Source organism: Azospira sp. APE16 (assembly GCF_047901315.1).
GTDB lineage: Bacteria > Pseudomonadota > Gammaproteobacteria > Burkholderiales > Rhodocyclaceae > Azospira > Azospira oryzae.
This window is the reverse complement of the sequence record NZ_CP179682.1, coordinates 2,664,799-2,684,674: the sequence shown is the minus strand read 5'-3', so window position 1 is coordinate 2,684,674 and position 19,876 is coordinate 2,664,799. Positions and strand designations below refer to the sequence as shown.

Annotated in this window: 23 protein-coding genes; 8 read left to right on the top strand and 15 right to left on the bottom strand. The window is 66.9% G+C overall.

The genetic code is table 11. From position 1 onward, the window contains the following. Nucleotides 1-456: 456 nt before the first annotated feature. From ACLSSQ_RS12865 to ACLSSQ_RS12855, 3 genes are all read left to right on the top strand, one after another. Nucleotides 457-1,734 carry a CmpA/NrtA family ABC transporter substrate-binding protein gene (locus ACLSSQ_RS12865; RefSeq protein WP_416242911.1) on the top strand — a complete coding sequence of 426 codons (1,278 nt, stop codon included), beginning with the start codon at nucleotides 457-459 and terminating at the stop codon, nucleotides 1,732-1,734. A 148-nt stretch (nucleotides 1,735-1,882) separates the two neighbouring features. Continuing rightward, nucleotides 1,883-2,773 carry a nitrate ABC transporter permease gene (gene ntrB, locus ACLSSQ_RS12860; RefSeq protein WP_416244292.1) on the top strand — a complete coding sequence of 297 codons (891 nt, stop codon included), beginning with the start codon at nucleotides 1,883-1,885 and terminating at the stop codon, nucleotides 2,771-2,773. A 2-nt stretch (nucleotides 2,774-2,775) separates the two neighbouring features. After that, nucleotides 2,776-3,576 (top strand): ABC transporter ATP-binding protein, encoded by an 801-nt coding sequence (locus ACLSSQ_RS12855; RefSeq protein ID WP_014236907.1) that lies wholly within the window; start codon nucleotides 2,776-2,778, stop codon nucleotides 3,574-3,576. A gap of 187 nt (nucleotides 3,577-3,763) precedes the next feature. On the opposite strand, the gene ACLSSQ_RS12850 is transcribed toward ACLSSQ_RS12855, so the two are convergent. After that, nucleotides 3,764-4,033: a hypothetical protein gene (locus ACLSSQ_RS12850; protein ID WP_014236908.1), complete on the bottom strand. Its 270-nt coding sequence runs from the start codon at nucleotides 4,031-4,033 to the stop codon at nucleotides 3,764-3,766. Nucleotides 4,034-4,173: 140 nt separating this feature from the next. Beyond that, a complete protein-coding gene (locus tag ACLSSQ_RS12845; protein ID WP_416242910.1) occupies nucleotides 4,174-5,370 on the bottom strand; it encodes a glycosyltransferase in 1,197 nt (398 codons plus the stop codon). 242 nt (nucleotides 5,371-5,612) lie between these two features. Between ACLSSQ_RS12845 and ACLSSQ_RS12840 the strand changes: the two genes are divergently transcribed. Beyond that, nucleotides 5,613-6,758: an HD domain-containing phosphohydrolase gene (locus ACLSSQ_RS12840; protein ID WP_232058825.1), complete on the top strand. Its 1,146-nt coding sequence runs from the start codon at nucleotides 5,613-5,615 to the stop codon at nucleotides 6,756-6,758. Between the two features lie 11 nt (nucleotides 6,759-6,769). Here ACLSSQ_RS12840 and ACLSSQ_RS12835 read toward each other — a convergent pair whose 3' ends face one another. From ACLSSQ_RS12835 to ACLSSQ_RS12815, 5 genes are all read right to left on the bottom strand, one after another. Then, nucleotides 6,770-7,096 (bottom strand): DMT family transporter, encoded by a 327-nt coding sequence (locus ACLSSQ_RS12835; RefSeq protein ID WP_014236911.1) that lies wholly within the window; start codon nucleotides 7,094-7,096, stop codon nucleotides 6,770-6,772. A gap of 1 nt (nucleotide 7,097) precedes the next feature. Further along, on the bottom strand, nucleotides 7,098-7,862 hold the full coding sequence (locus ACLSSQ_RS12830) for a fused MFS/spermidine synthase (protein ID WP_416242909.1): 765 nt from the start codon (nucleotides 7,860-7,862) through the stop codon (nucleotides 7,098-7,100). 81 nt (nucleotides 7,863-7,943) lie between these two features. Then, on the bottom strand, nucleotides 7,944-8,339 hold the full coding sequence (locus ACLSSQ_RS12825; RefSeq protein WP_416242908.1) for a hypothetical protein: 396 nt from the start codon (nucleotides 8,337-8,339) through the stop codon (nucleotides 7,944-7,946). Between the two features lie 11 nt (nucleotides 8,340-8,350). Continuing rightward, nucleotides 8,351-8,545 carry a hypothetical protein gene (locus ACLSSQ_RS12820; RefSeq protein ID WP_130458072.1) on the bottom strand — a complete coding sequence of 65 codons (195 nt, stop codon included), beginning with the start codon at nucleotides 8,543-8,545 and terminating at the stop codon, nucleotides 8,351-8,353. 66 nt (nucleotides 8,546-8,611) lie between these two features. After that, complete coding sequence (locus ACLSSQ_RS12815; RefSeq protein WP_416242907.1) at nucleotides 8,612-9,034, bottom strand: hypothetical protein; 423 nt, start codon at nucleotides 9,032-9,034, stop codon at nucleotides 8,612-8,614. Between the two features lie 868 nt (nucleotides 9,035-9,902). On the opposite strand from ACLSSQ_RS12815, the gene ACLSSQ_RS12810 reads away from it, so the two are divergent. Next, on the top strand, nucleotides 9,903-10,223 hold the full coding sequence (locus ACLSSQ_RS12810; RefSeq protein ID WP_043798011.1) for a hypothetical protein: 321 nt from the start codon (nucleotides 9,903-9,905) through the stop codon (nucleotides 10,221-10,223). A gap of 61 nt (nucleotides 10,224-10,284) precedes the next feature. Here ACLSSQ_RS12810 and ACLSSQ_RS12805 read toward each other — a convergent pair whose 3' ends face one another. From ACLSSQ_RS12805 to ACLSSQ_RS12780, 6 genes are all read right to left on the bottom strand, one after another. Continuing rightward, a complete protein-coding gene (locus ACLSSQ_RS12805; protein WP_014236918.1) occupies nucleotides 10,285-10,938 on the bottom strand; it encodes a DUF47 domain-containing protein in 654 nt (217 codons plus the stop codon). Nucleotides 10,939-10,949: 11 nt separating this feature from the next. After that, entirely contained in the window at nucleotides 10,950-11,993 is a 1,044-nt protein-coding gene (locus ACLSSQ_RS12800) for an inorganic phosphate transporter (protein ID WP_416242906.1), read from the bottom strand. Nucleotides 11,994-12,094: 101 nt separating this feature from the next. Next, nucleotides 12,095-13,255, bottom strand: coding sequence for a phospholipase A (locus ACLSSQ_RS12795; RefSeq protein WP_152088807.1), 1,161 nt, complete (start codon nucleotides 13,253-13,255; stop codon nucleotides 12,095-12,097). 98 nt (nucleotides 13,256-13,353) lie between these two features. Next, complete coding sequence (gene arsB / locus ACLSSQ_RS12790) at nucleotides 13,354-14,409, bottom strand: ACR3 family arsenite efflux transporter (protein WP_416242905.1); 1,056 nt, start codon at nucleotides 14,407-14,409, stop codon at nucleotides 13,354-13,356. A gap of 51 nt (nucleotides 14,410-14,460) precedes the next feature. Further along, nucleotides 14,461-14,940: an arsenate reductase ArsC gene (locus ACLSSQ_RS12785; RefSeq protein WP_130458077.1), complete on the bottom strand. Its 480-nt coding sequence runs from the start codon at nucleotides 14,938-14,940 to the stop codon at nucleotides 14,461-14,463. Nucleotides 14,941-14,943: 3 nt separating this feature from the next. Beyond that, nucleotides 14,944-15,327 carry an ArsR/SmtB family transcription factor gene (locus tag ACLSSQ_RS12780; protein ID WP_416242904.1) on the bottom strand — a complete coding sequence of 128 codons (384 nt, stop codon included), beginning with the start codon at nucleotides 15,325-15,327 and terminating at the stop codon, nucleotides 14,944-14,946. A 34-nt stretch (nucleotides 15,328-15,361) separates the two neighbouring features. Between ACLSSQ_RS12780 and ACLSSQ_RS12775 the strand changes: the two genes are divergently transcribed. Then, nucleotides 15,362-15,517, top strand: a complete 156-nt coding sequence (locus ACLSSQ_RS12775) for a hypothetical protein (protein ID WP_416242903.1) — start codon at nucleotides 15,362-15,364, stop codon at nucleotides 15,515-15,517. A gap of 139 nt (nucleotides 15,518-15,656) precedes the next feature. Here the strand turns inward: ACLSSQ_RS12775 and ACLSSQ_RS12770 are convergent, their stop codons facing one another. Together ACLSSQ_RS12770 and ACLSSQ_RS12765 are read right to left on the bottom strand one after the other, a co-directional pair. Beyond that, entirely contained in the window at nucleotides 15,657-17,081 is a 1,425-nt protein-coding gene (locus tag ACLSSQ_RS12770) for an ATP-binding protein (RefSeq protein ID WP_416242902.1), read from the bottom strand. Between the two features lie 3 nt (nucleotides 17,082-17,084). Continuing rightward, nucleotides 17,085-17,774 (bottom strand): response regulator, encoded by a 690-nt coding sequence (locus ACLSSQ_RS12765; RefSeq protein WP_416242901.1) that lies wholly within the window; start codon nucleotides 17,772-17,774, stop codon nucleotides 17,085-17,087. Nucleotides 17,775-17,989: 215 nt separating this feature from the next. Here ACLSSQ_RS12765 and ACLSSQ_RS12760 point away from each other — a divergent pair, with 215 nt between their 5' ends. Both ACLSSQ_RS12760 and ACLSSQ_RS12755 read left to right on the top strand, forming a co-directional pair. Continuing rightward, nucleotides 17,990-18,556: a Spy/CpxP family protein refolding chaperone gene (locus ACLSSQ_RS12760; RefSeq protein ID WP_416242900.1), complete on the top strand. Its 567-nt coding sequence runs from the start codon at nucleotides 17,990-17,992 to the stop codon at nucleotides 18,554-18,556. Nucleotide 18,557: 1 nt separating this feature from the next. After that, on the top strand, nucleotides 18,558-19,835 hold the full coding sequence (locus ACLSSQ_RS12755) for an alpha/beta hydrolase family protein (protein WP_416242899.1): 1,278 nt from the start codon (nucleotides 18,558-18,560) through the stop codon (nucleotides 19,833-19,835). Nucleotides 19,836-19,876: the final 41 nt, after the last annotated feature.

The following is a 19,876-nucleotide window of genomic DNA, read 5'->3' as shown; positions in this document are numbered from 1 at the left end:
ATAATCATAAGAACATCGGATGCCAGTGTCTTTAGGCGTTTGGTCATAGATGGGGGCGGCGCTTTCGCCGTTCCCCTTTCCTCCCCCGCGGTCGCTCCCCATTCCGTTATCCTCCCGCCGTGGTCACGGCCTTCGCCGGCCCGGGTTCCCCCTTCTTGTGCGGCGGTCACGCCATGGCGCACCGCAGCAGTGCGCTCCGGTGCCGCGGATGGATTTTTCCGGGGCGGTGAAAATCTATCTATCGTTATGAATTGAAACTGTATTTTCGATATTTTCGTTGCCTGGCACGGTGGTTGCTGAACTAGGTCGTAAGTCGGACCAATGGCGGTTCGAGCAACGCCGGGCAGCGCAGTGAAGCCCTGACCGGCAAACGGACAAAGGCGTCCATCCGCGTGTTCTCTCTCCTCTCACGCGGGTGTGACGCCTTTTCTTTTTTCTGAGGTCAAGGAGCATGGAATGTCCAAGCAAAAGCAATTCGAGGCACCCGATGCCGTGGCGGCGGAACGCCGCGAGTTCGTCAAATCCGCCGGCCTCCTGGGCCTGGGAGCAGCGCTCATGGGCCTGACTCCCGGTCTGCGTGCCGCCGCCTTTGCCGCCGGTTCCGACGCACCGGAAAAGACCGAGGTGAAGATCGGCTTCATTCCCCTGACCGACTGCGCCTCCGTGGTCATGGCCGCGGCCAAGGGCTTCGACAAGAAGTACGGCATCAAGATCGTGCCCACCAAGGAGGCCTCCTGGGCCGCCGTGCGCGACAAGCTGGTGAATGGGGAACTGGATGCGGCCCACGTGCTGTACGGCCTCATCTACGGCGTGCACCTGGGCATCGGCGGGCCGAAGAAGGACATGGCCAGCCTCATGACCCTCAACAACAACGGCCAGGGCATCACCCTCTCCAGCCAGCTGAAGGACAAGGGCGTCACCGACGGCGCCGCCCTGAAGAAGCTGATCAGCAGCGAGAAGCGGGAATTCACCTTTGCCCAGACCTTCCCCACGGGCACCCACGCCATGTGGCTCTACTACTGGCTGGCGGCCCACGACATCAACCCCATGAAGGACGTCAAGACCATCACCGTGCCGCCCCCCCAGATGGTGGCCAACATGCGGGTGGGCAATATGGACGGCTACTGTGTCGGCGAGCCCTGGAACGCCCGGGCCATCATCGACAAGGTGGGCTTCACCGCCGCCACCACCCAGGACATCTGGACCGACCATCCGGAAAAGGTGCTGGGCACCACCGCCGACTGGGCGGCCAAGCACCCGAAGACCGCCGTGGCCGTCACCGCCGCCATCCTGGAGGCATCCCGCTGGATCGACGCTTCCCTGGCCAACCGCCGGGAGACGGCCGAGACCATTGCCGCCAAGGCCTACGTCAATACGGATGTGGACGTGATCCTGGACCGCATGCTGGGCCGCTACAGCAACGGCATCGGCAAGACCTGGGACGACAAGAACCACATGAAGTTCTTCAACGACGGCCAGGTGAATTTCCCCTACCTCTCCGACGGCATGTGGTTCCTCACCCAGCACCGCCGCTGGGGCCTGCTCAAGGACGATCCGGACTACCTGGGCGTGGCCAAGGCCATCAACCAGGTGGGCCTGTACCGCCAGGCGGCGGAGAAGGCCGGGGTGGCCGTGCCCAAGAGCGACCTGCGTTCCTCCAAGCTGATCGACGGCGTGGTGTGGGACGGCAAGGACCCGAGGAAATACGCCGCCAGTTTCAAGGTGCGCGCCTAAGAGCAACCGGCGGCCGTCCCGGCGGGGCCGGGGGCCGCCTCCATCCGTGCATGGGGGAATGATCATGACGACGATGACTTTGATTCAGGGCAACACCGCGCTGGCGGCCAGCCCGACGAACGATGCAACAGACCAGGGAGCAGCCGCCATGGCCATGAATGACAGCAGTGTGGGGAGCGGCTCGGCCGCCTCCGTGACGGCGGCCCCGGTGCCGCCATCGGCGCAGGAGCCGGCCCGGGCTGCCGCCGGCCGGCGCAGCAACGAGGCCCTGGTGGGTGTGCTCAAGGTGGTGCTGCCGCCCCTGATCGGCCTGGCCGTCTTCGTCGGCCTCTGGTACCTGGTCTCCATGACCAGCCCCCAGCTGCCCGGCCCGGCCAAGACCTGGGCCTCGGCGGTGCAGCTCTTTGCCGATCCCTTCTACCAGAACGGGCCCAACGACATGGGTATCGGCTGGAACATCCTCAACTCCCTGCAACGGGTCGGCATCGGCTTCGGCATGGCCGCCCTCATCGGCATTCCCGCCGGTTTCCTGCTGGGGCGCTTCGATTTCCTCAACCGCATGATGTCGCCCATCATCAGCCTGCTGCGGCCCGTCTCACCCCTGGCCTGGCTGCCCATCGGCCTGCTGGTGTTCAAGGCGGCCAACCCGGCGGCCATCTGGGTCATCTTCATCTCCTCCATCTGGCCCATGATCATCAACACCGCCGTGGGCGTGCAGCGCATTCCCAAGGACTACCTGAACGTGGCCCGGGTGCTGGACCTGCCGGAGTGGAAGGTGTTTACCAAGATCCTCTTTCCCGCCGTGCTGCCCTACATGCTCACCGGGGTGCGCCTTTCCATCGGCGTCGCCTGGCTGGTGATCGTCGCTGCGGAAATGCTCACCGGTGGCGTCGGCCTGGGCTTCTGGGTGTGGGACGAGTGGAACAACCTCAACGTCGAACACATCATCATCGCCATCTTTGTCGTCGGCCTGGTGGGGCTCCTGCTGGAGCAGGCCCTGGTGCTGCTGGCCAACCGCTTCAGCTACGAGGAGAAGTAAGCATGGAAAAATTCGTCCAGATCGAAGCCGTCGGCCAGACCTTCGATACCAAGAAAGGCAAGTTCGTCGCCCTGCGCGACGTGGATCTGTCCATCCGCCAGGGGGAGTTCATCGCCCTCATCGGCCACTCCGGCTGCGGCAAGTCCACGCTGCTCAACCTCATCGCCGGCCTCACCCGGCCTACGGATGGTGCTCTCATCTGCGACGGCCGGGAGATCGCCGGCCCCGGGCCGGAGCGGGGGGTGGTGTTCCAGAACCATTCCCTGCTGCCCTGGCTGACCTGCTTCGACAACGTCTACCTGGCGGTGGAGCGGGTTTTCGCTGCCAAGGAGGGCAAGGCCAAGCTGAAGCAGCGCACCCACGACGCCCTGGCCCTGGTGGGCCTGACCCACGCCGAGACCAAGTTCCCCCACGAGATTTCCGGGGGCATGAAGCAGCGGGTGGGCATTGCCCGGGCCCTTTCCATGCAGCCCAAGGTGCTGCTCATGGATGAGCCCTTCGGCGCCCTGGATGCCCTGACCCGAGCCAAGCTGCAGGACGAGCTGATGAAGATCTGCGATGCCACCCAGGCCACCGTGGTCATGGTCACCCACGATGTGGATGAGGCGGTGCTGCTGTCGGACCGCATCGTCATGATGACCAACGGCCCGGCCGCCACCATCGGCGAAATCCTCAGCGTGGACCTGCCGCGGCCGCGCAATCGCCTGGCCCTGGCCAACGACCCGAAATACATCGCCGCCCGGGCGGCGGTGCTGGAGTTCCTCTACGAGAAGCAGGCCCACAAGGAAGTGCTGGCGGCCTGAGGCGTGGTCCCGGGTCTCTGCCGCCGGGCGGCGATCCGGGGCTCACGGGCCGGATCGCCGCTGCCGGCGCAGGTGGGTGGAAGCGGCGTAAGGACTGCCGCAGGGTGCAGGAAGAAGGTGGGATTCGGTCGCCGGGGAGAGTAGAAGGCGCCGAATCCCGGCCGGCTTGGGGCCGGTCAATAGCGCCTCAGGCTCTGGGCGCCAAAGGGTGGCTGGTCTGGAAGTGCTGGTAGGTGCGGGATAGCTCGTTGGCCCGTTCCACTTCCCCGTGTTCCAGGGCGGTGGCGATGTTGTCCAGGAGCATGGAGTGCAGATCGCGCACCCCTTCTTCCGTATGCAGCAGGGTGTCGCACAGCTCGGCGGCGACGATGACGGGAATGTGCTCGTGTTGGGCGATGGCAGAAATTTCTTCCTGCTCCATGTCGCAGAAGTCGAGGCAGTCTTTTAAGGACAGCATGGGATTCTCCTCCTGTGTTGCTAAGACGGTCTGTCGGGCTCGGCCCCGGTGTTGCCGGTCGGGCGGCCAGGAAAGCATTTTGTTGTTGTAGGACCGTCCCCCCTTTGTGCGGGTGTAATGGGTGGGAGAACACCCTCATGTTAGTCCACTGGCGAAGATGTGCAAGGGGTCAGGGGCCCTGTATTCATGCGGCTCTGCAGCAATTCCGCCAGGGCCTGGCGCAGGCGCCCGGCACAGGCAGGGGCCGACCATTCCTGCACGTATTCCCGAGCTTCCCGGGCCAGCCGCTGGCGTTGTTCCGGGTTCTGCAGCAGGTTGGCCAGGGCCTCGGCGAACTCCGCCGGATCGTCGGGCGGCGAGACGGCGCCCCGCGCCGGCATGAGGATGTCCCGGGTGCCCATGATGGAGAGGGCCACCACCGGCACCCCCTCGGCCATGGCCTCCAGCAGCACCAGGCCCTGGGTCTCGGTGCGGGAGGCGAAGACGAAGGCGTCGGCCGCCGCATAGCAGGCCGGCAGCTCGTCCCGGCGGTGCAGGTAGCCGACGAAACGGACCTTGTCGCTGGTGCCCAGGGCCTCCGCCAGCCGCCGCAGACCCGCCAGGGCCGGGCCCTCGCCGGCCACCACCAGATGCAGTTCCGGCAGGCGCAGCAGGGCCAGGCGGTGGGCCTGAAGGAGGAAGTCGATGTTCTTTTCCCCCGCCACCCGGCCGACGAACAGGGCCACCGGCGTTTCTGGCGCCAGGCCGAGGCGCTGGCGGAAGGCGGCGCCGTCGCCCTGGCCGAACTGTTGCAGGGGAATGCCGGTGGGTACCACCCGCAGAGGCGTGGTGACGCCGTAGCTTTGCAGGCGCTCGGCCATGGCGGTGGAGGGGACGATGACCCCGTCCAGGGCATTGCACTGGCGCCGGGAAAAGCGCCGGGTCAGCCCCCGCAGCATGCCCTTGGGCAGGAAGGGGATGTAGTGGTGGAAATATTCCTCGAACAGGGTGTGGTAGGTCTCGACGCAGGGAACCCCCAGCCGCTTGGCCAGGGCGGTGCCGGCGTAGTGGGCGATGAAGGGGGTCTGGATGTGGATCAGGTCGATGTCCATGCCCCGAAGTTGTTCCTCGTGGGCCAGGATGGTGCGCAATTCCATGCGCCGGTCTTCCGGGTCCAGGGGCAGGCGATGGGAGGCGATGCGGATGATGCCGGGCTCGGCCTGGGCGCCCGGGTAGTCGGGCACCATGAGGGTGACCCGGTCCCCGGCGGCCTCGAATTCCCGGCGGAAAGTCTCGATGGAGGTGGAAACCCCGTTGATGCGCGGGAAATACACATCGGAAAGCATCAGTACGTGCATGGCGTCTTCCCAGGGAAAAATCCGACCATACGATGCGGGGGTTACGCTGCCGTTTCCGTTTTGTGGCAGGTTTTTTGCTGCATTTTTTTCCCAGCGCCTGTCTGCTTGCGCCGGATAATCCAGCTTGTCAGCAACCCGTCATATTGCGGCTTGATGATTATGATTCGTATAATGCCTTTCGCTCTGTGTGGTGGTATCCGACCGTGACCGTGGTTTCTTCCCTTGTCCAGCCTCCAGCGCTGTTGCCGGACCTGCCTGTCTTCTCCCATGAAGACGGGCTGGACCTGTTGCACCAGTCCCTGCCCCTGCAAGAGAAGCTGGAGCGGATTCACGACCACCTGCGCCAGTCCCTGCCATTCATCGACCGTATTGCCGTCGCCTCCTACGAGCCCCTGACGGACAACCTGAAAACCTTCCTCCATTCCAGCGACGGGGAAGCGCCCCTTTCCTTCTACGAGAGCAAGCTGTCGGCCTCCTCGTCCCTGACGGAAATCGCCACCTCCCGGCGCCCCCGGGTCATCAACGACATGGACGTGCTGTCCCAGGATCTGGTGCGGGAGCATTCCCGGCGGGTGCGCAGCAGCGGCTACGGCGCCAGCTACACCATGCCGGTGGCCCATAACGGCGCTCTCTACGGCTTTCTCTTCTTCAATTCCCGGCAGAAGTGGGTGTTCGACGCCCAGGCCCTGCACCACCTGAATATGGTGGGGCACCAGCTGTCCCTGGTGGTGGTCAACGAACTGGCCTGCCTGCGCACCCTGATGGCCTCGGTGCGCACCGTGACCCAGATCGCCCAGATCCGGGATTTCGAGACGGGGGCCCACCTGGAGCGCATGGCCCACTACTCCCGCATCATTGCCCAGGAAGTGGCGCCCCGCTTCAAGCTGGACGATGCCTTCGTCGAGTACCTGTACCTTTTCGCGCCCCTGCACGACATCGGCAAGGTGGCGGTGCCAGATTCCCTGCTGCTCAAGCCGGGTCGACTGGAACCCGAGGAGTTTGTGCAGATCCAGCAGCACACGGTGAAGGGGCGGCAGATCGTCGATTCCATGCTGGAAAATTTCGGCATCCAGGGCATGCAGCGTTCGGAAATGCTGCGCAACATCGTCCTGCACCACCATGAGTCCCTGGACGGCAGCGGCTATCCCCATGGCCTGCGGGGCGACGACATCCCGGTGGAGGCCCGCATCGTCGCCGTGGCCGACGTTTTCGATGCCCTCACCAGCGAGCGTCCCTACAAGGAGGCCTGGAGCAACGACCAGGCCTTTTCCATGCTGGCCGAAATGGCCGGGCGCAAGTTCGATCACGACTGCGTCGATGCCCTGCTGCGCAACCGCAGCGAGATCGACCGCATCCAGGGCCAGTTCGCCGAGGACTTCCTCGGCTGAGGGGCCGCCCCCTAGTGGGCGGTGCGGGAGAAGAGCTGGATCACGGCGACGCCGGCGACGATCAGGCCCATCCCCAGCAAGGCAGGAGCGTCCAGGCGCTGGTCGTACACCAGCCAGCCGATGAGGGAGACCAGGGCGATGCCAACGGCCGACCACACGGCATAGGCGACGCCCATGGGAATGACCCGGAGGGTCAGGGAGAGAAAGTAGAAGGCGAGGCCGTAGCCGGCCACCACCACCAGGGAGGGCAGGGGCCGGGTAAAGCCGGCGGCGGCTTTCAGGGCCGAGGTGGCGATGACTTCGGCGACGATGGCGATGGCCAGGTGCAGCCAGTGCATGTCACAGACTCAGGCGTCCGCCGGCCAGGCTGCCGGCCATCTGCAGGCGGGTCACGGTGGGCAGCAGGTTGAGCCCGGTTTCCCGCTTCAGCGTTTCGGCCCGGGTCCGCAGTTCGTCCAGACCGACGGTGACCGGATTGCCGGATGCGGCGAAGGCGATGGCGTTGCCGCTGTCGCAGGAGGGGAAGACCAGGGCGCGGCCGTCGAAGGCCTGGCGCAGGCGTTCGGCGCTGGCGGCAAAGCCCCGGTTGCGTCCCAGCAGGTTGATACTGAGCAGGCCGTCGGCTGTCAGCCGTTCCCGGCAGTGCTGGTAGAAGGGGGCGGTATCCAGGCCGCCGGCCCGGGCGTCGGGGTCGAAGCCGTCCACTAGGATCAGGTCGTACTGTTCCTGGCTGGCGGCCATGAAGGCGGCGCCGTCATCGATGTGGATGGTCAGGCGTGCCGGGTCCTGGGGCAGCTTGAAGTGGAAACGGGCCACCAGCTCCACCTCGGGATTGATCTCCACCACGGTGATGCGGGTCTGGGGCAGGTGGCGGTAGATGTACTTGGTCAGGGAGCCGGCGCCCAGTCCGACCAGCAGGGCGTGGCGGGGCCAGGGCGTTTCCTGCCGCAGCAGCAGGCCGGCCATCATTTCCCGGGTGTAGGCCAGTTCCAGGTTCCAGGGCCGGGCGATGCGCATGGCCCCCTGGACCCAGTCGGAACCGAAATGCAGATAGCGGACGCCGGCTTCTTCGCTGACGTCGATGTCATGACGCGGATGGCTCATGGGAGTGGTCGCTGGTCAAAGGGGCCACATCTTGGCCCGGATGGCCGCTTTTGGCTAGTCCCGGCGTGGAGCCGTTCCGCCTCAGTTGATCCGGGGCAGGCCGGTGCTTTGCACGGTGCGGGCCAGGGGCGGCGAGAGCTGGGAGAGGAAGTGGACCTGGATCAGCAGGCCTTCACCCGCCGTGCTGACGGCCAGCATGATGTCCCGGTAACGGGGGCCTTCGGGGCCGTTGAGAGGGTTCTCGTCGAAGACGCACAGGTCGATGCCGCTGCCCGGGGAAAAATCCTCCCGGTTCCTGGTCAGGGGGCCGAAGATACGGGACTTGATGCCCATTTCCGCCAGCAGGGCCACCGCCCGGTTGGCCGCGGCGGCACTGCGCGCGCGGCAGAGCCGGTTGCGGTACTGCTGCCGCTTGTCGCCCGGGCCAAAGTCGCCGCCGGGCAGGGCTTCCTGAATCAATGGTGCCGGAGAGGTCATGGTGGTATCGCCTAGTTGAGCATGGCCATGGCCGAGAGGGTGAAAAAGGCTCCCCCCAGGGCCAGTAGGACCAGCCAGGTGCGGCGATAGCTCTTGTTCAGCAGCGCGTCGATTTCGGCAAAGTCGAACAGGTGCCCGTCCTTGCCGGTGGCGACCGTTTCATTCCCTTTTCTGCCTTGCCGGTGGCGGCTCCGGTGTTTGGCCATGACTCCCTCCCGTATCTGTGGCGGATGAATCCATAACTGGGTACTCGAACTGCCAGAAGTGTCGTTTTAAGGTGAGCTGCAGGGGCTGTCATTGCCTGCGCCCAGGCTGCTGCGGCCGTGCTCGAGGATGTGCAGGCGCATCTTCGGCGTCAGCTGCTCCAGCCACAGGACGCGCACGCCCAGGGGGCCGGCCACGTCGCGGATGGTCTGGCCAACGGTGGAGGCCAGTTCCCCGTCCGCCGCCGCCGGCTCCACGATGCAAAGTTCGATGGGGGAGGGATAAGGCAGTTTTTTGCCGGGCTGGGTCAGTTTTCCGAAAACCCGGGCGGAAACGCCAATATCCTTGAGGGCGTCCAGGGTCTGGTTGGCGGCCACCCGGCAGCGCGCGTGGTGGATGCGGTCCCGGTAGGCCAGCACCTGGTCGATCTTGATCACCAGGGGGGAACCCTGGTCGTCCAGCCCCGTCAGTCTTGCGCTTGTGACTGGCATCGGCCGGCTCCTAGCGGAGAACAAAAAGCAGGGACATCAGTCCAAAAGAGGCGAGAAAGCCCGCGATCATGTACCAGGTGTGGCGGATGCACTGCCGCACCATGAGCTCCACCGCCTCCGGGTCCAGAGGGGGATGGGGAAGCTGCTGCGGCTTTGTCGCGGAGGGCGGACTGCTGTTCTGCCTGGCGTTCATCGCGGGGACCTCACCTGTCGAAATGTTCTTTTGATCCTGATCTGCGTTCGGTAGTGGCTGGTGGCCTGTTGCTATAATCGATTGCGAATATTCATCTGCCGCTTCCGGTCATCTTTTTCCGTGTTATATGCCGAAGAAATTGGGGAAGCAGTGCCCTGTCTCCCATCGCTGGAAACTGTCGCAACAGCGTGATTCAGGGGAAAAGCCCGTGTTTCTTCGGGATTACCTAAGGTTTACCCGAGTTGTTGGGCGGGGGAAAAAGGCGATACATTGAACTGCCTGCGAAGGCGCAGCGCCGGAGGCCGGCAAACTAGGCTGGCCGGCCTTCCTGTCTGTGCTCCCTTGAACAGTCTGGGAATCGGTGTTGCTGATTCTTGCTGTCTTGCTCTCCCGGTGCCCAGGTAACCCTTGTGCGAAAAGTCGGCATGGGCCGATTTTCCTGATAACAAAGGATAACTATGACCACGATAGTATTTAATGCCAAATGTGGAATGTTGTCAATGCCATATTTGGATGCATACGGGTTGGCGCCCGGGGCCTTCATTAATTGTTAACAATCTGATTTATAAAAAGATAATAATGGCTCCTGGAATATTGCTTGGGCAAAGGTTGAAGGAAGTGCGGGCAGTCTTAGGCCTGAAACAGGTCGAGATATGTTCCATATCTGGTATTCCTTTGAGCACCTACCGCAAATACGAGATCGAACTGGCTCTGCCCGGCGCCGAAGCCATCGCCGGCCTGATCCGCGCCGGGATCAATGCCAACTGGCTGCTTACGGGCCAGGGCTCGATGCATCTGAACGACCAGTCGGTACCGCCCGAATCCCTGCGCCTGGCCCGGGCCATACAGTCCGTGGAGGAGCGGCTGGCGGTCCTGGGGGCCACCATCCCGCTGCAGAAGCGGGTGCATCTGATCCTGCTGGTCTACGACCTGCTGGGGGAGGATGGGGAATTGAAGCCGGAGCGGGTCAACAGCCTGGTCGAGCTGGCCGTGTGAGGGGACAGCCGGCAGGCTGGGCTGCCGACAGGGGCCGGCTGGGGGCCGGCCCGGGGCGCTGTCAGGTGATCTTCACCACGATGTCGTGCAGGGTGTTGGCGCAGTTGGCCATGCGATCGGCAGCGTTGGAGAGGTGGCGGTAGATTTCCCGCCGCTTGAACATGGTGATGTAGTCGTCGCCCTGGAAGAGGGCGGCGATGGCGCGGCGGTAGGACTTCTCCGCCTTGCGCTCGGCCTTGCGCGCCATGTCCGCATCGAGGGCGGCGGCGCCGGGCTGGGTGGCCAGCTTGGTGAAGCCGGCGACCAGGGCATCCACCCCTTCCTTCAGGTGCAGGGCCATTTCCAGGTCGAACTTGTCCGGCGTCACTTCCAGCACGCTCATTTCACTGACCGTGGTCTTGCAGTAGTTCACCACCTCGTCCATGTCCAGGATCGCCCGGTAGATGTCCTCCCGGTCGATGGGGGTGGAAAAGGCCTCGTTCAGGGTGTGCAGGTTGCGGATCTTCAGCCGGTCCGCCTCGTGCTCGTCCTGGCGGATCTGCTGGCCGATGGCCGCATCGCCGGTCTCCATGTATTCCACCAGCAGGTTGGCCGTGTGGTTCACCTGGATCGCCTGTTCTGCCAGCAGGCGGAAGAAATCCGGCACCTTGGGAAAGACCCGGTCGAAGAGGCGGCGGAAGATGGGCTTCTGGCGGTCGTCGTCGTTGCTGTCCATGGTGGTTCTCCTTAAGCCGGCCCGAGGAACAGGCGCAGCACGGCGTAGATCAGGATGGCGGCCAGCGCGGCGCCGGGGATGGTGATGACCCAGGTGGTGGCGATTTCCTTGGCCTTGTTCCAGCGCACCGCCCGGGGCCGCTCCGAGGCGCCGATGCCCATGATGGAGGTGGCCACCACGTGGGTGGTGGAGACCGGGGCGCCGGCCAGGGAGGCGGCGAAGATGACGGCGGCCGAGGTCAGCTGGGAATTGAGGGCGTGCAGGGGGCGCACCCGGTAGATGGCGAAGCCCAGGGTGCGCACGATGCGCCAGCCGCCGGAAAGGATGCCCAGGGTGATGGCCGAGGCGCAGGCCAGGATGACCCAGAAGGGCACCGTGAAAGTGGGGATGAAGCCGCCCAGCAGCAGCACCAGGGTGAGGATGCCCATGCTCTTCTGGGCGTCGTTGGCGCCGTGGGAAAAGGCCAGGCCGGCGGCGGTGAGGAACTGGGCGCCCTTCAGACCCCGGTTGGCGGCAGGCTTGGCCGCCAGCAGCAGGGCGTGCATCAGGCGTTGCACGGCGTAGCCGCACCAGAAGCCGATCAACGGGGAGAGCAGCAGGGCCAGCAGGACCTTCATCACGCCGCTGACGTGGCCATCATGGAACAGTGCGCGAAAGCCCCACACCACCTGGTCGGCGCCGGCGGACACCACCACCACGCCCACCAGCCCGCCCACCAGGGCGTGGGAGGAGGAGGAGGGAATGCCGCGCCACCAGGTCAGCAGGTTCCAGACGATGGCGCCGAGCAGGCCGCACAGCAGGATGGTCAGGGCGCTGGCCGGATCGATGCCGTCGAGGCGGACGAAGGAGCCGATGGTGTTGGCCACCGCGGTGCCGCCCAGGAGGGGGCCGAGGAATTCGAAGATGCCGACGATGATCACCGCCTGGGCCGGGGTCATGGCCCGGGAGGCGATGACGGTGGCGACGATGTTGGCGGCGTCGTGGAAGCCGTTGGTGTAGTCGAAGCAGAGCACCACCACGACGGTGGCGACGGCGAGCCAGAAGAGGAGGTCCACGTTGTTGTTCTCATTGTGTCGGTGGTATGACGGACATTACCCCAGGATGGCCGTCCTGCAAATCCCCCGACCCGGTGCTGCGCCGCACCAGAAGCCGATCTTCAGCGCACGATGGAGAAACCTACGCGGACCTGGGTCTCCCGTTCCCGGTTGTAGTCCAGCAGGCTCTCGCCGTAGCCGGAGAAGAGCTGGAAGTGGAGGAAGCCGCCGGCCCGGGCGAAGATGCTTTCCCGCAGCGGGTAGGAGAGGTCCAGCTGGGCGTTGCCCTTGCCCGCCGTGCCGCGCCGCACCTGGGCCGCCAGCATCCAGCCGTCGTCCTTGCCGTAGCGGGCGATCCAGTCGGCGTGGCCCCGGTAGCGGGCGATGTCCGGGTTGTCTTCCTTGTCCAGGTAGCCGTAGAACTTGGGCGAGAAGCTGAGGCTGGTGCCGCCGTTGAAATCCCAGCGCCAGGTGGGCTGGGCGAAAAGCATGTCGATGGAGCGGGAACTGCTGCCGTCCTTGCCGTTGGATTCGTGCTCGTAGCCGGCCCGCAGGCGGGTAGGGCGCAGGCCCGAATTGCCTTCCCCCAGGTTCCACTGCCAGAACAGGCTGGGGCGGTAGCTGGTGTCGCGGAAGGGCTTGGATTCCTCCGCCAGGTCCCAGATGGAAGTCTGGGTGTAGCCGAAGTGCAGGTTGCGCAGCCAGGGCAGGGCCTGGCCGATGGCGCCGTCCGGTTCCACCAGGCGGTACTTGAAGCTCAGCTGGAAACGGGCATTGACGCCGCCGCGGCTGCCCAGCACCAGGTACATGGGCTCGTTGGCGGAAATCACCGGCTCGTCCGGATAGTCGTTGGCGGCGACGCCTTCAGGCTGGGGTTCCGCCGCCGGTGCCGGCGTGCCGGGGGCCGGCGCCGCCGCCAGCAGGGCCAGGCGGTTGGAATCCCGGTCCGCCAGTTCGACCCGTACCAGGCCGGCGATGTCCTCCGGCAGTTGGGCCAGGTAGGGGCGCCGGGCGCCGTCGGGCGAGACGGCGCCGGCCGGCCGCAGGGGCAGGTTGAGGATGCGTTCGCCAACCACCAGGCGCAGGCTCATGGCCCCGGGCCAGCCTGCCGCGGCTGCCGGTTTGGCGATTTCCAGACGCAGTGCCCGGCCGGCGGTGGCGTTTTCATCGTCGCTGGCGATGAGCCAGGCGGGCGCCGCCTGCAGCGGGCCGGCGGCCGCCAGGGCGGCCAGCAGGAACAGGCGGGGAGCGGCACTCATCTTCTTGGGGCGGCGGGAAGTCATGGTCGGATGATGGCAGAGGATGGTTCGCGGGCAAAGCCCCTGCGGCTGTAAAAGCAGGTAATCAGGCGGGCGGCGGGAGGCCGCCTTCAGGGCGCAAATCAGCTGCGGCGCTCGTACCAGTCCTTGCTGCCGTTGGCGATGCGTACCACCAGCAGCATCACTGGCACTTCGATGAGCACGCCCACCACCGTGGCCAGGGCGGCGCCGGAGGCAAAGCCGAACAGGCTGATGGCCGCCGCCACCGCCAGTTCGAAAAAGTTGGAGGCGCCGATGAGGGCCGAGGGACAGGCGATGTTGTGCTTTTCTCCCAGTGCCCGGTTGAGGCCGTAGGCCAGGGCGGCGTTGAACAGCACCTGGATCAGGATGGGCACGGCGAGCAGGGCGATGACCAGGGGCTGGGCCAGGATGGCCTCGCCCTGGAAGGCGAAGAGCAGCACCAGGGTAGCCAGCAGGGCGGCCATGGACCAGGGGCCGATGCGCGCCATGGCCGCGTCGAAGGCCGCCGGGCCCCGGGCCAGCAGGGAGCGGCGCCAGGCCTGGGCCAGCAGCACCGGGATGACGATGTAGAGCACGACCGAGGTGATGAGGGTGGCCCAGGGGACGGTGATGGCGGAGAGGCCGAGGAGAAAGGCCACCAGGGGGGCGAAGGCCAGCACCATGATGCTGTCGTTCACCGCCACCTGGGACAGGGTGAACAAGGGGTCGCCGTTGGTCAGGCGGCTCCAGACGAAGACCATGGCGGTGCAGGGGGCCGCCGCCAGGAGGATGAGGCCGGCGATGTAGCTGTCGATCTGTTCGGCCGGCAGCAGGGGGGCGAACAGCTGGCGGATGAACAGCCAGCCGAGAAAGGCCATGGAGAATGGCTTGACCAGCCAGTTCACCAGCAGGGTGACGCCGATGCCCCGCACGTGCTGGCGCACTTCGCCGAGGGCGGAGAAATCCACCTTGACCAGCATGGGGATGATCATGACCCAGATCAGGAGGCCCACCGGCAGGTTCACCCGGGCCACCTCCAGCCGGCCAACGGCCTGGAAGAACTGGGGCAGGGCCTGGCCGAGGAGAATGCCGGTGACGATGCACAGGCCCACCCACAGGGTCAGGTAGCGTTCGAACAGGTTCATGGCTGGCCGGGGGGCCGGGCAGGGCTGGTTCATGGCGGGGCTTTCGTTGATGGGGCGGGGCTGGCGGTCAGGGCGGCAGGCCGGTCAGGGGAGGAGCTGGCCGATGCGTTGCAGTTCGGCCTTGAAGCGTTCCGGATCGGTCGCCAGTTGCTGTAGGGGCAGGGCGAAAAAGGCTTCGATGCGGTGGCGCAGGATGCGATAGGCCGTGGCGAAGGCGGCCTCGATTTCCGCCTCGCTGCCGCTGGCATGGGCCGGATCCTCCACCCCCCAATGACAGCGCAGCGCCGGCCCCAGGTAGGCCGGGCAGGTCTCGCCGGCGGCACTGGCGCAGACGGTGATGACCAGGTCCGGCACTTCGGGCAGCTGCTCCCAGGACTTGCTGTGGCAGGCGGCGGTTGGGATGCCTTCCCGGGCCAGCAGGGCCAGGGAGCGGGGATGGACCTGGCCGGTGGGCTGGCTGCCAGCGCTCATGGCCCGCCAGCCGGCCGGGGCCAGATGGTTGAAGGTGGCCTCCGCCAGGATGGAGCGACAGGAATTGCCGGTGCAAAGGAAAAGGACGTTCATGGCTCAGACTTGCTCCTGGTCGTTGGGCGACTGCCCCTGCAGGGCTGGCAGCAGGGCGGGGGAACAGCCGGCCGCCTGGCCCAGGGCGGCGCACTGTTCCGGATGGCCGCCGCAGCACTCGGCGGTGAGGTAGGCGATCAGTTCCAGCATCAGGGGCAGGTTGGCCCGGTAGCGCTGAAAGCGCCCTTCCTGGGTGACGCTGACCAGCCCGGCCTGGGCCAGGCCCTTGAGATGGAAGGACAGGTTGTTGGGCGGCAGCCCCAGGGTGGCGGCAATTTCTCCCGCCACCATGCCGGCGGTGCCCTGCTTCACCAGCAGGCGGAAGGCCTCCAGGCGGATGCCGGAGGCCAGGGATTCGAAAACGGTGGTGGCGATGTCCTGGTTCATTCTGCAATTGTACAAGAACTATTGAAATATATGTGTGACGGTGGCGATGAAGGCGGTGATGAAGGTGGGGACGGCGGCAGGGGCCGACGGTGAATGGCCCGTGCCGGCGGGCGGCGCAGGAGGAAAGATGGCCGGCAACTGGCTCGGCAGCCGGCCCCGCAAGCGGGGCGAGCAATGGGCCGGCAAGTGATCTGCTGGTTGGGCTGGGGCAGGGCTGGAGCAGTAGGCGTCTGGGGAAAAAAGTGCGGAAATCGGTGACGGGTCACCGGCCACGCCAGGGGCCCTGCTGCGGATGCTCCGACGGCGCAGGGGCCGTCGGGGCGAGGGGCTCAGGCCGGGATGGGCTGCAGGGGCAGGCGGATTTCCACCTGGAGTCCGCCATCGGGGCGGTTGCTGGCCCGGATGCTGCCGCCGTGGGCCTGGATGGCGCGGCGGGCGATGGCCAGGCCCAGGCCGTAGCCCCGCTGCTGCTCCCGGTCGGCGCCGCGGAAGAAGGGGACGAAAATGGCGTCCAGTTCCGCTTCGGGCACGCCCGGGCCGGCATCGGCGACGCGGACCCGGAGGCTGTCCCCGTCCCGTTCGGCCTCCACCGTGACCCGGGTGCCGGGGGCGGTGTATTTGATGCCGTTGCGGATGACGTTTTCCAGGGCCCGGCCGAGCAGTTCCGGGCGGCCGCGGATGTAGGCCGGGGCCTCGCCGCAGCGGTCCTGGAAGTCCACGTGGCGGCCCTGGGCTTCGGCCTCGAAGGCGGCGTCGTCCACGATGCTGTGCAGCAGGGCCGGCAGATCGATTTCATCGGCCAGGGGGCCGGAGGTGCCGGAGTCGAGGCGGGCCAGGGTCAGCAGTTCATCCACCATCTCGTCCAGGCGCTGGGTTTCCCGCTCGATGCGCTCCAGGGCGCCGGCGATGCGGCTCGGGTCCTGGTGCACCAGGCCCACCGCCGCCTGCAGGCGGGCCAGGGGCGAGCGCAGCTCGTGGGAGACGTCGTGGAAGAGGCGGCGCTGGGTGGCCATCAGGGCTTCCAGCTGCTGGGCCATGGCGTCGAATTCCTGGCCCAGTTCGCCGATCTCGTCCTTGCGCTTGGCGAACTCCTGTCCCAGGCGGGTTTCCAGGCGGCCGGCGGCGACGGCGCGGAAACCCTGGCGCAGGCGGCGGATGGGGCCGACGATGGTCCACGCCAGGAGGGCGCTGAAGGCCAGGCTGGCTACCAGGCCGGTGGCGATGAGCAGCCAGGGCAGGGGGGGCTTGGGACCCATGTTCCGGTGGGGCGGCGGCGGGCCGCCGGGTTCCCCCAGCAGGTGCGCTTCCGGCGGGCCGCCGCCGGGGCCGAAAAGGTCCTCCGGGCGGAAGGGGCCGCCGGGCATGAAGAGGAGAATGGGGGAACTCATGGAGCGCTGCGCCAGGCGCCAGGGGCCGGGCTGTCCGTCACGGATGCCCTGGCGGGCCTTGTCCAGCGCGCCTTCCGGGACAGGCCGGCCGAGGAGGTCCGTCCCCTGGGCGTCTACGGCATAGATGGGCTCCGGATGGCTTTGCTGCCAGTCCCGCAGCAGCTGCTTGAGGGATTCCTCCCCGTCGTGCTGCAGCAGGCTGGCGGCGACGCCGAGCATGAAGGTCGGCGGCTGGCCGGGCCGGTTGCCCTGCTGCTGCTCGAATTCGGCGGAACGGTGCAGCCAGATGAGACCGCCGACGATGATGTTGGCGGTGAGCAGGGTCAGCCAGAAGGTGACGAAGAACTTCCAGAAGAGGCGGCTCAAACCCTACTCCCGGGTGAGCTGGTAGCCGATGCCGCGCACCGTCTGGATCCAGGTGCGGCCGTCTTCCCGCAGGCCCAGCTTGTGGCGGATGCTGCTCATGTGCACGTCGATGCTGCGGTCGAAGCGGCTCAAGGGCCGGCCCATGGCCTGCTCCGAGAGGTCCGGCTTGCTTACGGCCTTGCCGGCGTTGCGGGCCAGGACCTGGAGCAGGTTGAATTCGGTGCTGGTCAGGGTCAGGGGCGCCTCGCCCCACTGGGCGGCGCGGCGGGCGGGCCACAGGGTCAGGGGGCCGACCCGGATCTGGGCGGGAATGTCGTCCGCGCTCTCCCTGGTCTGGAAGCGGCGTAGCACCGCCCGGATGCGGGCCACCAGTTCCCGCGGCGTGCACGGCTTCTGCACGTAGTCGTCGGCGCCCATCTCCAGGCCGATGATGCGGTCGATGTCGTCGCCCTTGGCGGTCAGCATGATCACCGGCATGTTGCTGGCGGCGCGGATGCGGGAGAGGGCGTCCATGCCGCTGGCCTTGGGCATCATCACATCCAGCACCGCCAGGGCGTAATCGCCGGAAAGGGCGGCGGCGGCCCCCGCTTCGCCGTCGTGGGCCAGGGTGACGGAAAAGTCCTCCCGCTCCAGATATTCCCGGAGCATGTTGGCCAGTTCGGTGTCGTCGTCTACCAGTAGCAGCTTGGTCATGCTTGTCTCGAATTAACAGGGGATTACGGACGCCATGATAGCCGCCGCAAGTGCCTCTCCGGCCTTGCAGTTACAAGTTTTACCAGCCTTTACAGTGGGCGAACCGCCCTTTACCGCCGCCGGTACGACCATGGCTCCACGTCGAGACCGCCACCTCCGTCACGGAGCAGCCAGCTTCCCGACCTTTCCACCGTTTTCCCCTGAGGAGTCCGATCATGAATCTGCGATCCACCGTTGTCTCGGTCCTGCTGGCGCTCAGCCTGGCCGCTTCCTTCTCCGCCCGCGCCGACGGCCCCATGGACGGGCCGGGGCATTGCCCCATGCAGCCGCCCGAGGGCGAACACCGCCACGGCGACGGCATGGGCCCGGGGGGCTTTCCCGGCGCCGATTTCGGCCCGGCCATGCCCTTCCCCCGGGAGATCCAGCTGAGTGAGGCCCAGAAGGACAAGCTGTTCGACCTCTTCCTCAACCAGGCCCGGGTCATGCGCGACAAGGGCAAGGCCCTGCAGAAGGCCGAAGCGGACCTGCGCGCCGCCGCCGGGGGCGACGAAGGCCGCCTGCGCAGCCTGGTGGATGCCCGGGCCAAGGCCTGGGCGGAAGTGACCCTGCTGCGCCTGCGCGGCGAACGCCAGGCCCTGGAGGTGCTGACGCCGGAACAGCGGCGCCAGGTCGAGGAACTGCGGCAGAAGCGGGAGCGGCAATGGGAATCCGGTCGGGGCGGCGAGCCTGTCTCTCCGCGCGACGGTCGTCCCGAATCCCGGCCCGAACCCCGCCGGAGCTGACATGGCCTTGCGCAATCCTCCCTTCGTGCCGCGCCGGCGCTTCCTCTCCCTTGGTGGCGGTGCCCTGCTGCTGAGCATGCTCGCCGCCTGCGGCAATTCCCGGCCCCGGCCCGACGACAGCGCGGAACGGCGCCTGGCCGAGCGGGGTTATCGCCCGGAACGGCATTTCGGCAGCGAAAGCCTGCGCCAGACCTGGTTCCTGGAGGAGGACAGCGTCGATGTGGCCCTGCTCATGCCCAGGGAAAGCGGCCCCTTCCCCCTGCTGCTCTACATGCCGGGCCTGGGGGAGAGTGCCGATGCCGGCCTGGCCTGGCGCCAGCAGTGGGCGGAGGCGGGCTATGGCGTGCTCTCCCTGCAGGGTGAAGAGCAGGGGCCGGCGGCCCTGCGCAGCGAACGGGCGCGCAATGCGGATTTCCAGAACCTGGCCCGGGAAGCCTTTGCCCAGCCTGCCCTGCAACGCCGGGCGCGCCTGGTGACGCGGGTGCTGGCCGAAGTCCGCCGGCGCCAGGGCGCCGGTCAGGGGCCCTGGACCCGCCTCGATACGGGCAGCCCGGTGCTGGCCGGTTACGACCTGGGCGCCCAGACGGCCCTGGCTTTGGCCGGGGAACGGGGGCGCAACGGCACCGCCCTGGTGCCGCCCCTGGAGCGGGTGGCGGCGGTGCTGGCCCTGAGCCCCCATGTGGACGGCCTGGCCGGCGGCTTCGCCCAGCGCTACGGGGCGGTAACCGCGCCGGTGCTGCTGGTGACCGGCTCCGACGACAGCGACAGCTATGGCCTGATGACCAATCCGGCGGCACGGCAGGCGCCCTTCCGCTATTTGCCGGAAGGCCGGGCCACCCTGCTGCTGCTCTACGGCGCCAACCACCGCCTCTTTGCCGGTGGTGCGGATGACGCTGGGGCAACGGCTGGCAAGGGGGCTCCCGATGGCGCATCCGGCGGTGCCGGTGGTGGCATGGGCGGCGGACGGGGCGGCGGCATGGGTGGCCCCGGAGGCGGCATGGGGGGCGGCATGGGCGGTCCCGGTGGCGGTATGGGTGGCGGTATGGGTGGCGGTCCTTCCGGCGGCATGGGGGGGCCGGGGGGCGGCATGGATGGTGGCGATCGCGGCGGTCCGGGCATGGGCGGCGGCAACAACGGCAAACGCCAGCGCCTCTACGTTCAGCACGTCAGCACCGCCTGGCTGGACGAGCAGGTGCGGCAGGACCCCATCGCCCGGGAATGGCTGGAACGCAATGCCCCCGCCTGGCTCGACGAAGCCGCCCGGCTGCAACGGCGGTGAGCGGCAATATTCTCCAGCCATTCGGCAAGTATTGCCGTTTG